This window comes from Bergeriella denitrificans NBRC 102155 (assembly GCF_001592185.1).
Classification (GTDB): Bacteria; Pseudomonadota; Gammaproteobacteria; order Burkholderiales; family Neisseriaceae; genus Neisseria; species Neisseria denitrificans.
On the sequence record NZ_BCWL01000042.1, the window covers coordinates 1 to 12188 of the forward strand.

Annotated in this window: 11 protein-coding genes and 2 tRNA genes; 8 read left to right on the top strand and 5 right to left on the bottom strand. The window is 55.8% G+C overall.

The window, feature by feature from the left end; translation table 11 throughout:
* Positions 1–362: 362 nt before the first annotated feature.
* Together BDE01S_RS04085 and BDE01S_RS04090 are read right to left on the bottom strand one after the other, a co-directional pair.
* Positions 363–438: transfer RNA gene (locus tag BDE01S_RS04085), tRNA-Phe, on the bottom strand.
* Positions 439–474: 36 nt separating this feature from the next.
* Positions 475–550, bottom strand: a tRNA-Phe gene (locus BDE01S_RS04090).
* Between the two features lie 200 nt (positions 551–750).
* Here BDE01S_RS04090 and BDE01S_RS04095 point away from each other — a divergent pair.
* Positions 751–1311 (top strand): hypothetical protein, encoded by a 561-nt coding sequence (locus BDE01S_RS04095; protein WP_066077717.1) that lies wholly within the window; start codon positions 751–753, stop codon positions 1309–1311.
* An 86-nt stretch (positions 1312–1397) separates the two neighbouring features.
* On the opposite strand, the gene BDE01S_RS04100 is transcribed toward BDE01S_RS04095, so the two are convergent.
* Positions 1398–1865 carry a YchJ family protein gene (locus BDE01S_RS04100; protein WP_066077719.1) on the bottom strand — a complete coding sequence of 156 codons (468 nt, stop codon included), beginning with the start codon at positions 1863–1865 and terminating at the stop codon, positions 1398–1400.
* Between the two features lie 153 nt (positions 1866–2018).
* Here BDE01S_RS04100 and BDE01S_RS04105 point away from each other — a divergent pair, with 153 nt between their 5' ends.
* From BDE01S_RS04105 to BDE01S_RS04130, 6 genes are all read left to right on the top strand, one after another.
* A complete protein-coding gene (locus tag BDE01S_RS04105) occupies positions 2019–2888 on the top strand; it encodes an RnfABCDGE type electron transport complex subunit B (RefSeq protein WP_066077722.1) in 870 nt (289 codons plus the stop codon).
* 476 nt (positions 2889–3364) lie between these two features.
* Positions 3365–4396 (top strand): type I glyceraldehyde-3-phosphate dehydrogenase, encoded by a 1032-nt coding sequence (gene gap / locus BDE01S_RS04110; protein WP_066077724.1) that lies wholly within the window; start codon positions 3365–3367, stop codon positions 4394–4396.
* A gap of 267 nt (positions 4397–4663) precedes the next feature.
* A complete protein-coding gene (locus BDE01S_RS04115; protein WP_066077726.1) occupies positions 4664–5104 on the top strand; it encodes a DNA polymerase III subunit chi in 441 nt (146 codons plus the stop codon).
* 158 nt (positions 5105–5262) lie between these two features.
* Positions 5263–6069: an FKBP-type peptidyl-prolyl cis-trans isomerase N-terminal domain-containing protein gene (locus BDE01S_RS04120; RefSeq protein ID WP_066077727.1), complete on the top strand. Its 807-nt coding sequence runs from the start codon at positions 5263–5265 to the stop codon at positions 6067–6069.
* 200 nt (positions 6070–6269) lie between these two features.
* Positions 6270–6896, top strand: coding sequence for a phosphoribosylglycinamide formyltransferase (gene purN / locus BDE01S_RS04125; RefSeq protein WP_066077736.1), 627 nt, complete (start codon positions 6270–6272; stop codon positions 6894–6896).
* Between the two features lie 5 nt (positions 6897–6901).
* Positions 6902–7555 carry a hypothetical protein gene (locus BDE01S_RS04130; RefSeq protein ID WP_066077730.1) on the top strand — a complete coding sequence of 218 codons (654 nt, stop codon included), beginning with the start codon at positions 6902–6904 and terminating at the stop codon, positions 7553–7555.
* Between the two features lie 144 nt (positions 7556–7699).
* Here the strand turns inward: BDE01S_RS04130 and ygiD are convergent, their stop codons facing one another.
* Both ygiD and BDE01S_RS04140 read right to left on the bottom strand, forming a co-directional pair.
* Complete coding sequence (gene ygiD, locus BDE01S_RS04135; RefSeq protein ID WP_066077731.1) at positions 7700–8500, bottom strand: 4,5-DOPA-extradiol-dioxygenase; 801 nt, start codon at positions 8498–8500, stop codon at positions 7700–7702.
* A gap of 234 nt (positions 8501–8734) precedes the next feature.
* Positions 8735–10000, bottom strand: a complete 1266-nt coding sequence (locus BDE01S_RS04140; protein ID WP_066077738.1) for an Nramp family divalent metal transporter — start codon at positions 9998–10000, stop codon at positions 8735–8737.
* Positions 10001–10492: 492 nt separating this feature from the next.
* Between BDE01S_RS04140 and BDE01S_RS04145 the strand changes: the two genes are divergently transcribed.
* Positions 10493–12073, top strand: a complete 1581-nt coding sequence (locus tag BDE01S_RS04145) for an inorganic phosphate transporter (RefSeq protein ID WP_066077734.1) — start codon at positions 10493–10495, stop codon at positions 12071–12073.
* Positions 12074–12188 lie beyond the last annotated feature (115 nt).

Consider the following 12188-nt stretch of genomic DNA (forward strand, 5'->3'; position numbering starts at 1 on the left):
TGTAGTTTGATGTAGTTTTATTTTTTGTCAAAATCTAAGCGATTATCTTGGCCGTGTCAAATATTTTTTACAGATTTATATCTTACTGATTTACTGGATTATTAACGTGCAAACATCATTCAAAATCAAACAGCCCGCGCAAGGCTGAACCTATGACCACCTCTACCTAGGCTACAACTGCCGCCAACGGCATATCAACACCCGCCGCGCCGAAATCAAATGATTTGAAACAATCGGGCGCACACCGACCGACGCTGCCCGCACCCGCAAAGCAGTCAAACCGGAAAATCACCAAAAGATACAAAAAGATAGGAGAAAACGCCCGAAACAGGCAAAAAAATAACCGCACAAGGCGGTTTATATGGTGGCCAGAGGCGGAATCGAACCGCCGACACACGGATTTTCAATCCGTTGCTCTACCAACTGAGCTATCTGGCCATAATGGAAACGGAATATAATGACAGGAAAAAGCTATGGTGGCCAGAGGCGGAATCGAACCGCCGACACACGGATTTTCAATCCGTTGCTCTACCAACTGAGCTATCTGGCCTTGCGCGTTTTGCTGCAAGACACGCATTAAACCAAAAATCGCGCTTTTTAGCAAGCCTTAAACCTGAAAAACGCCCCGATAAAATTTAAATAGTTGTTTTCAATTAATTTAAATTTACCCGCCTATTAAGCCGCATAAAATAGTAGCCGCGGCCTTTTTACGCTACAATACGCGATTAAGCTCAAAATTCTGCAAACGATATGCTCGACCAGTTTTTAAAAGATATGTGGGACATCCTGCGCCTGCGCTACCGCAACCCGGAGGAATACCGATACAGCCCCGCCGTAGCCGCCGCCGTGGTGCTGCTTTTGGGAGTGATTAACGCCGCGGGGATGTCTGCCCTTTTCGGCAACAGCACCGCCGCCATCGTATTCGCCGTATTGCTGACTGCGCTGAAATGGCGGGTGTTGGCGCACATGATGCGTGCCGTACTCCGCCGCAGCGGCGCGGGCGATTTGCCGCTGGTTTGGTTTACCCTGCTCTCCGAAGCGCTGATGATTCCGATGCTGCTGGTGATGTATGTACCCCAGCTTTCGCCCGTCGGCCTGTTTTGGCAGGTGTGGACGTTTTGGGTGCAGGCCATCGGCTTTATGAAGATGGGCAATGTGTCGGGCTGGAAAGTCATGCTGGGTTACATCGCCTATTTTATCGGCACGCTGCTGGCCGGTACGGTATTGCTGCTGGCTTTCGTACAATTCGGCTGGCTGGATGCCGAGCTGCTCAACCAGCGTTTGGAAAGCATTATGGGCGCGGCGCAATAAGCCGCCTGCTGAAACAAAAGCCGTCTGAAAACGCGATTTTTCAGACGGCTTTTTATATATGAAACAGCCCCGCTTCCATCACTGCGCTATTTGAAAAACTGCCCGCAGCAGGCTTTAAACTTCTTATCCGAGCCGCAGAAGCAAGGCTGTTTCATCGTCGGCAGCGGCACGGTCGGATCGATGAAATACCAGCGCCCGTCTATCCGCACAAATGCCGACAGCTCGTGATGCACCCGCGCCTCGCCCGCTTCGGCAAAATGTGCGGCAAATTCCACCTGCGCGTGCTGCTTGCCGGGCAGATGGCGCAACACGTCCAAACCCAGCCATTGCGTGTTTCGGCTCCAATTCAGCAAATCGCGTTTATCCAGCAGATGCTGCTGCGCGGGCACGGTGGTTGCCACAATATAATCAATCTTCTGCAGCACATACGCGCTGTAACGTGAACGCATCAAGCGTTCTGCATCTGCTGCCGCCGCGCCCTGATGCAGCGGCGCGCAGCAGTCGTCATAATTTTGCCCCGATTGGCAGGAGCAGGCCGACCGTTCTTTATCCATTCGCTTTCAACCGCACAATAAAGCCTCATTATATCGCCAAACCAAATCAGGCCGATACCGTGTTGCCGCGCCCTGCCGCGCCAGGCCGTCTGAAAATATAAATCCCGCCGCAAAGCTGCTAAAATAACGCTTTTCGATTTTCCCGAGCCGAGCATGACCGACACCGCCCTCCGCCTCAACCGCCTGCTGCCGCAAACCCAATGCCGCGAATGCGGCTACGACGGCTGCCTGCCCTATGCCGAAGCCCTGGCTTCAGGCCGCGCCGAAATCAATTTGTGCGCGCCCGGCGGCGAAACCGTGATGCTCGACATTGCCGGCCTGCTGGGCAAACCCGCGCGCGCGCCGGCCAAAGTCCAAGCCAAAGCGCTGGCCTGGATTGACGAAGCCGTCTGCATCGGCTGCACCGCCTGCATCCGCGCCTGCCCCGTTGATGCGATTATGGGCGCGCACAAGCTGATGCACACCGTTATCCGCGACGAATGCACCGGCTGCGGCCTGTGCGTTACCCCCTGCCCGGTGGACTGCATCCATATGCAGCCTGTTGAAGCAGATTACCTGCCGCAAGCCCGCAGCCTGAGCACGCAGGCCGAGCCGCGTTTTGCCGCATCCGCCCACGCACTAGCCCGCTACCACCGCCATCAAACACGCCAGGCGCGTGATGCCGCCGAGCGCAAAGCCCTGCTGGCTGAACGCGAAGCCGCCACCAAAGCCAAGCTGCAAGCCGCTGCCCCGGCTACCGAAGCCGCCGCCAAACCCGCGTTCAACCCCATGGATTTGATTGCCAAAGCCATGGCCAAAGCGCAAACCCGCCAAGACAATCTGGTCACCGCCGCCAATTACGACGATTTCAAATCCCGGCAAATAGAAGAAGCCAAACAGCGCGCCCTCTACCGCCGCGCCCAGCGCGATATGAAATACGGCAACGAAGCAGAAAAAGCCGCTGCGCTGGCCTATCTGCGCCAATACAAAGCCGAACAGGAAGCCTTGAAAGCGGCCGCCGAAAAAGGGAAAACGCCGGACTGAACACCGCCGCCTGATCCCGGCTAGGGAATGGAGAATAAGGCAACACAGAACGAGCGTGAGACAAGTGCAAAACGCCATATCCCACTGATTTAATAAAAAATTGTATCTAATATCTAAAACCACATTCGCCCACAGGCCGTCTGAAAATACCCGTTTTCAGACGGCCTTCTGTATCCCTTATCCGGCCACATGTTATCCCAAGTAGCCGCTTTTCCGACTGATTTCCCCGCCAAATCATCGGATAGGCGTGTATGCGGTTTCCATGAAATTTACATCTGATAAAAACAAAATAAAAATCAAACACCTAAAAAATTCCATTTGACACACCACAGACCTTTTCCGTGCCGAACACGGCAAAAAAGCCGCCCGCACACTTTTTTCAATAAAATATTAATTACACATAGCTACATTTCTGCTATAATCTGTCCGATTTGAATCAAACACCCCACAACCACCAGATTTAAAGAGGAACAAACATGGGCATTAAAGTTGCGATTAACGGTTACGGCCGCATCGGCCGCCAAGTATTACGCGCCATTTACGATTACAACCTGCAAGACCAGCTCGAAATCGTGGCAGTCAATGCCAGCGGCAGCCTGGAAACCAACGCCCACCTGACCAAGTTTGACACCATTCACGGCCGCTTCGATGCCGATGTCGGCCACGACGCCACCCATCTGATTATCAACGGCCACAAAATTCCCTACTTCTCCACCCGCAATCCGGCCGAGCTGCCCTGGCGCGATTTGGGCGTGGATTTGGTGATGGAATGTACCGGCGCGTTCACCAGCAAATCCAAAGCCAATGTCCATTTGGAAAGCGGCGCGAAAAAAGTGCTGATTTCCGCTCCGGGCGAAGCCGATGTGGATGCCACCGTGGTTTACGGCGTTAACGACGATGTTATTACCGACGATATGACCGTGATTTCCAACGCCTCCTGCACCACCAACTGCCTGGCGCCCGTTGCCAAAGTACTGCACGAAAACCTGGGCATCGTCAAAGGCGCGATGACCACCATTCACGCGCTGACCAACGACCAAACCGTTACCGACGTGCGCCACAAAGACCTGCGCCGCGCGCGCAGCGGCGTGGAAAACATGATTCCGACCAAAACCGGCGCCGCCAAAGCCGTGGGCCTGGTGCTGCCCGAGCTGCAAGGCAAGCTCGACGGCCTGGCCATCCGCGTGCCGACCACCAATGTATCGCTGGTGGACTTGAGCTTCGTGGCCGGCCGCGACACCAGCGCGGAAGAAATCAACGCGCTGCTGAAAGCCGCCTCCGAAGAAGGCCCGCTCAAAGGCGTATTGGGCTACAGCACCCTGCCGCTGGTTTCCATGGACTTCAACCACACCACCCAGGCCAGCAACTTCGATGCCACGCTGACCAAAGTTACCGCCGGCAATATGGTGAAAGTATTCGCATGGTATGACAACGAATGGGGCTTCAGCTGCCAAATGCTGAACACCGCCCGCCGTATGTTCGGCTTGGAAGTGCGCCCGTTCAAATAAGCTTTCCCTCCGCACAGGCCGTCTGAAAACGGAGCAGCAATGCCCGCGCCGTTTTCAGACGGCCTTTTCCGTTGTATTGAAAGCAACGCATATATAGTCGGAGAGTAAATTCTGCTACGGCGTTGGCTCGCCGCCTTGTATCAGAATTTACTCTCCGACTATATTTCGTTTTTTAGGAATTTAACTATACATTCTCCCTGTGGCTGAGCGCAGTCGAAGCCGCTATAATCCCATTGCAACTTTCCGCCTACCCTCAAAGCCGCCGCCATGCCCAAAGTCTCTTTCTACACCCACATCGCCCGACCGCACGTTTTCGCCTGCCGCCTGGCCGTACGCGCCATGCGCGATTCCCGCGTGCTGCTGTGGTGCGAATCCGAAACGGAGCTGAGCACCCTCGACCGCGACCTGTGGCAGCTTCAGCCCGAAAGTTTTATTCCGCACGACATCTGGCAGCCCGACACGCCCCTGCCTGCCGACACGCCCCTGCTGCTGGCCTGCGGCAGCCATCCGCCCGCGCTGCCCGATCCGTCGCTGACCGTACTCAACCTCTCGCCCGATTTTTGGCACAGCGCCCCCGTCGTGCCCGGGCGCGTGCTGGAAATCGTCGGCGACAGCCTCGAAGCGCTCGACGACGCGCGCGCGCGTTTCCGCGCCTATAAAAGCAGCGGCTTCGAGATTGAACATTTCGATATGAAAGGCAAAGCCTGAGCCTTGCACCGCGCCCGCCTGCCGCCCGCACAGGCCGTCTGAAAAATGCAAACGCGCTCTTTACATACCCCGATTTAATTTTTCAGACGGCCTGATTGTTTTTCGCCCCAAGTGGGCTATAATCTTGCTTTCCCGACTCAACACTGAGAAATATTGTTATGAACAAAACTTTCAAATTCAGCGCACTGGCCGTAGCCGCCGCCTTGTCTTTGGCCGCTTGCGATAAAAAAGACGCAGGCAGCGCGCCTGCCGCCGCTTCCGCAGCCGCCGGCGACATCGCCTCTATCGGCAACTCCGTACAACAAGCCAGCTACGCCATGGGCGTGGACATCGGCCGCTCCCTGAAGCAGATGAAAGACCAGGGTACGGACATCGACTTGAAAGTGTTCAACGAAGCACTGCAAACCGTTTACGACGGCAAAGAGCCGAAAATGAACGAAGTCCAAGCCCAAGAAGTGATGATGAAATTCCTGACCGAGCAGCAGGAAAAAGCCAAAGCCAAGCAGGAAGCCGATGCGAAAACCAATCAGGAAAAAGGCGAAGCCTTCCTGAAAGAAAACGCCACTAAAGAAGGCGTGAAAACCACCGCTTCCGGCCTGCAATACATCATCAAAACCGAAGGCACCGGCAAGCAGCCTAAGAGCAAAGACGAAGTGGTTACCGTAGAATACGAAGGCCGCCTGATTGACGGTACGGTATTCGACAGCAGCAAAGGCAAAGACCCGATTACCATTCCGCTCAACCAAGTGATTCCGGGCTGGACCGAAGGCGTACAGCTGCTGAAAGAAGGCGGCGAAGCGACCTTCTTCATTCCGGCCAAGCTGGCTTACGGCGAGCGTGCCGCCGGCGATAAAATCGGCCCGAACTCTACACTGGTATTCGACGTGAAGCTGATTAAAGTCGGCGCGCCCGAAGAAATGCCCGCCTCTCCTGCCGTAGAAATGGAACTGAAAAAAATCCAATAATCCGGCTGACGAAACGGCGCTGCCCTTGCTTTTTGCAAACAGGCAGCGCCGTTTGCCCATTCCTGCCGTCTGAATAAACCGCCTTACCCTGCCGCCTGCGGCAAGGGCATCCGGCAAAGCGCATGCCGCCGCAGATTTTCAGACGGCCTGTTCCCCATTCCGCTTTTCCGATTAAGCTTACCCATCTGAAGACCGACACCATGAAAAACATCGTTATCCTGATTTCCGGCCGGGGCAGCAATATGCAGGCCATCGTCAACGCGCATATTCCCAGCGCCCGCATTGCCGCCGTATTGAGCAACAGCAGCAGCGCCGCCGGTTTGGCATGGGCGGCGGAGCGCGGCATCGCCACCGACAGCCTCGACCACAAAGCCTTCGGCTCGCGTGCGGCTTTCGATGCCGCCATGATGGAAAAAATCGATGCCTACCGGCCCGATTTGGTCGTATTGGCCGGCTTTATGCGGATTTTAACCCCCGAATTCTGCACGCACTACGCCGGCCGTCTCATCAACATCCACCCCTCCATCCTGCCCGCCTTTACCGGCCTGCACACCCACGAGCGCGCGCTTGAAGCAGGCTGCCGCGTGGCCGGCTGCACCATCCACTTCGTCACCGCCGAGCTGGATTGCGGCCCGATTATCGCCCAAGGCGTCGTGCCGATTTTGGACGGCGACAGCGCCGATGATGTCGCTGCCCGCGTGTTGTCGGTCGAACACCGCCTGTTCCCCCAAGCCGTGGCCGATTTCGTGGCAGGCCGTCTGAAAATCAGCGGCAACCGCGTCATCAACACCGAACGCGATACCGACACCCAAGCGCTGTTGGCCTGATTGCCATGCGCCGCCTGCTTGCCGCACTCTGCCTGCTCCTGCCCGCCCTCGCGGCGGCAGAGCTTCCGCTCAGCGCCGAACTGCATTACCGCAGCAACCTGGCCGTACCCGCCGTGATGCGTTTCAGCCAAGACGGCAGCCGCTACCAAATCAGCACCGACATCGACGCGCTGTTTTTCGCCGTCCGCTTCCAAACCGACGGCGTGATACGCAACGGGCAGCTTTACCCGCAGCACTACCGCGAAATCCGCAACGGCCAAACCTATGCCACCGCCCGCTTCGACGGCGCGGACATCCGCTACGGCAAACCCGACAACGAACGCAGCCGCCGCAGCACCGTTGAAACCCTCGACCCGCTGACGCTGATTTGGCGTTTCGCCGCCCAAAGCATGCCGACTGCAGGCTTTGCCGTCACCAACGGCAGAAAAATCTATCCCGTTCCGCAGCTCGACGCACCCGCCGCGGCCAACTACCGCTTCAACGGGCGGCCGCTCGCCCTCTCCGAATACACCGTCAAACAAGGCAGCCGCAGCCTGGCATACGGCATCGCCCCCGCCCTGCACCGCCTGCCCGCCACCATCACCTACACCGACACGCGCGGCACGTCTTACCGCCTGTCGCTGGACAAAGCCTTAATCGACGGTGTGTCTGTAAAATAGTGGCATTTCCAGCGTAGGGAAAGATTGCCTACAACAAAGGAATATTGCATCAAAAAGCCGTCTGAAAATCGTATTTTTCAGACGGCTTAAATGTTTATATTCCAATAATGTTCCAACACATAGGCAGCAACGCCCCGCCCGTTTTCAGACGGCCATGCCCCATACCGCCGAGGTCATGCTCAATGATTTGCCGAGGATTTCGTCATTGAATATCCGCGCTTCATCGCCCTCTGCCGCGCCCGCCGCATACAGCAGCGGCCAGTAATGCTCGGGGGTCGGTGCGGCCAGTCGGAACTCGGGCGGATAGGCGCGCTCGTTGCGCAGGGTTTGCGTATCGCCTGCCGCAATCAGGCGGTTGACCCATAATCGAACCTGCTCCGCCCATTCATAGCCTGCGCCCGCGTCATCCGGCGCGTTGCGGTCGAGCAGGCGCAGGTTGTGGATGATGCTGCCGCTGGCCACAATCAATACGCCGCGGCTGCGTAATTCGGCCAGCTTGCGCCCCAGCTCGAAATGTTCGGCAAACCCCAAACGCGCATCCAAGCGCAGCTGCACGACGGGTACATCGGCTTCGGGAAACAGGTGGCACAATACGCTCCACGCGCCGTGATCCAAGCCCCATTCCGTATCTTCCGCCACGCGTGTTTTACCCAACAGGCGGCGGACTTCCTGCGCCAATTCGGGGCTGCCCGGCGCGGGATAGCGCACGTCAAACAGCGCCTGCGGAAAGCCGTAGAAATCATGAATGGTCTGCGGCTGCGCGGCGACCGTGACCGCGCTGCCCTCGCCGACCCAATGCGCGGATACGGCCAGCACGGCTTTGATTTCATTGCCGTAGCGGCTACGCAGGCTGCTGCCGAGCTGCCGCCACTCACGCACATACGGCGTTTCTTCAACGGCATTCATCGGGCTGCCGTGGCCGATAAACAATACGGGAAGTTTCATATCCTGCTCCTTAATCCATCGTTACCGCCATCTTAATCGTATCCCAAAAGTTTATCTATATCCATTTTATTGATTAACTGTTTCTGATTAAGAAAAGAAAAAGGCCGTCTGAAAAACGCATTTTTCAGACGGCCTTGCGGCACTTGCCGTATTGTATAGTCGAAGAAAATGAGAATGAGACAAGGCGCAGCAACGCCGTATCATTCTCATTTTTAATAGCTATATTCAAACCAATTAAGCAATCACGCCCATCAGGTTCAACACAAACAATACCGAGAAACCGGCCAGATAAATCAAGCCGACATAAGTCAGTGCTTTCATGGCGGCGGTCACTTTGTGTTTCTTATCGTCTTTCACCAGCCAGTAGTTCAACCAGGCGAACACCGGCGCGGCCAAGAAGGCAGTAATCATGGCGAATTTCAGCAGCTCGGCCATCGCGCTGTTGAACCACAAAATCAGCGCCAAACCGCTCGCCGCCACCCACAAAATCCACGCGGTCAGGCCTTTTTCGGCTTCTTCCGCGCTCTTGCCGCGCACCAGGCGCACCGACTCCGACAGGGCGCGGGCGTAGCCGTCCACTACAGTAATGGTGGTGCCGAACATACAGGCAAATGCGATAAAGGCCACCAGCGGACGCGCCCATTCGCCGATTGTCACCGCATACATATTAATCAGCTGGCCGACGTATTTGCCGCCCGCCATCTGCACGGCCTCGCCGTTGCCGTATTGCACATACGCGCCCAAAATCAGGAACACCACCGCCAGCACAGCGCTGGTGATGAAGCCGACGTTGAAGTCGAACATACCGTCTCGGTAGCTGACCGGATCGATTTTCTGACGCGCCGTTACCCACAGCGAGTTAATAGCGGAAATCTCAATCGGCGCGGGCATCCAGCCCATCAGGCTGATGATGAAGGCCAGCGCGGCCATGTTCCACGGCGAAGGCTCGATAAAGTCGGGCTGCATCTGCATACCGCGCGACATAGCGATGGAAGCCGCGATGATGGTCGCCACCGACAGGCTTACCACGATGATTTTCGATACCCGGTCGAGCGCTTTATACTGCCCCGCCAGCAAAATCAGTAAGGTCAGCGCCATCACACCGACGGCCACGGCATTGTTGGACACCGGTAAATCCGGCAGTGCCACTTTCACAATCACCGCCGTCACCACTGCCACCGCGCCGGCATTGATGGTGGCCGCGCAGAAGCACAAAATCAGGAAAATCCACAAATACACGCGGCTTTTTTCCGCATAGCCTTCAATCAGGCTTTTGCCGCTGTCAAGCGTGTAATGCGCGCTGAAACGGAAAAACGGGTATTTGAACAGATTGGTCAGAATGATAATTACGGCCAGCTGCCAGCCGTACAGCGCGCCTGCCTGCGTGGAGGCAATCAGATGCGAGCCGCCGATGGCCGCCGAGGCCATCAAAATGCCCGGACCCAGCGCGTGCATACGGCTGCGCCAGGAAGATTTGTGTGGAGAAACAGTTTGATTCATAAGACAATCCGCCTTTTTCAGACGGCCTCGTTTATCTAAAAATACGCATTTTAACCGAAAGCTGCATATATGAATGCGGCATGACGGATATTTCCGTTCAATTTCGGCCGAAAAATTTCCCGTTTCTTTCCGCAAATATCCGAAAACGACAAAATCCTGCCAAAAAACGCTTTTCAAACGGCCTTGCATCGCTTTCTGCCGACTGTTTCCGCCGTTTTAGAGCGCGATAGCCAAACGCAATCGACATCGGCAAAGTCCCGCTGCCGCACCGCGCCCGCCGGCTTGAGGCGGATAAATGAAAAGTTTGTCATGATTCTGTCACACTACTTTGTTAAGGTTGTGTGGCGAAGAAGGCATACCGCTCCGCGCAAACGGACAAAACGCTTTACTTCTCTTTACCGTTTTGTAACAATATCCCATGTATCAAGGCCGTCTGAAAAACCATGCGGCGGCCGGAGATACGCGTTTCTCCCAATGTAAGGATCACACATAATGGCTACCGCACCGTCCGGCGCATTTGTCAAAAGAGTCAATCTCATTTTTGCCGCCCTGCTTGTCAGCATGGTCGGCTATTTCATTGTATGGGGCTTGGGCTATATCCACGGCAACCACACCACGCTTTTCCTGCTCGCCACCCTGTTCGGCGTATTCATGGCCTTCAACATCGGCGGTAACGATGTGGCCAACTCCTTCGGCACATCCGTCGGCGCGGGTACGCTGACCGTACCTCAGGCGCTGATTATCGCTGCGGTATTTGAAGTCAGCGGCGCGGTGATTGCCGGCGGCGAAGTGACCGACACCATCCGCAAAGGCATCATCGATTTGGGCGCAATGCACCTCGATCCGATGCAGTTTGTCTATATCATGATGTCGGCGCTGCTGGCTTCCGCCTTGTGGCTGCTGTTTGCCACCAAAAAAGGCCTGCCCGTATCCACCACCCACGCCATCGTCGGCGGTATCGTCGGCAGCGCGCTCTGTTTGGGATTTATCGACGGCAGCGGCGAAGACACTTTCTCCCTGATTCAATGGGGCAAAATGGGGCAGATTGCCATCTCTTGGGTATTGTCTCCCCTGTTGGGCGGCTTCGTTTCTTATGTGTTATTCAGCCAAATCAAAAAATACGTTTTGGACTACAATGCCGCCGCCGACCTGCGCCTGAAAGCCATCAAGCAGGAGAAGAAAACTTATAAAGAGCAGCACCGCATAGCGTTTGAAGCTTTGGACGAACACGAAAAAGTCAAAACGGCTACCGCCATGGCGCGCGACGCCCAAATCTACGGCGACCCCGATGCTGATTTAAGTGAACTGGAATCCGATTACTATAAAAAGCTGCACGCTTTCGATATGGCGAAAAGCGATGTGGACGGCTACCGCGCCCTGCAATCATGGGTGCCGCTGATTGCCTCCATCGGCAGTATGGTGATTGCCTCCATGCTGATTTTCAAAGGCCTGAAAAACCTGCATCTCGACCTTAGCGACCTCGACAGCTACCTGATTATCTTCATGGTCGGCGCCATCGTTTGGGTGACCACATTCGTGTATGCCAAAACCCTCAAGCGTAAAGACTTGGCCAAATCGACCTTCCTGATGTTCTCATGGATGCAGGTCTTTACCGCCTGCGGCTTCGCATTCAGCCACGGCGCCAACGACATTGCCAACGCCATCGGCCCGTTTGCCGCCATCTTGGACGTATTACGCAGCGGCGACATCACTACCCAAAACACTGTTCCGCCACTTGCCATGCTCACATTCGGTATCGCCCTGATTGTCGGCCTGTGGTTTATCGGTAAGGAAGTGATTCAAACCGTCGGCACCAACTTGGCCGCCATGCACCCCTCTTCCGGCTTTGCCGCCGAGCTGGCCGCCGCTGCTGTGGTGATGGGCGCATCGCTCTTGGGTTTGCCCGTATCCAGTACCCATATTCTGGTCGGCGCGGTACTCGGCATCGGCTTGGTAAACCGCAATGCCAACTGGGCGATGATGAAACCCATCGGCCTGGCTTGGGTCATCACCCTGCCTTCCGCCGCCATTCTGTCGGTTATCTGCTTCCTGGTATTGCGTAACGTGTTCTAAGCAGGCCGCGCCGCCCGAATGCACAAGCCGTCTGAAAAAGATTACTCGTCTTTTTCAGACGGCTTTTTCTTACACTTTTTTAAACTGCGTATGGTTTGTACTGTATATATAGTCG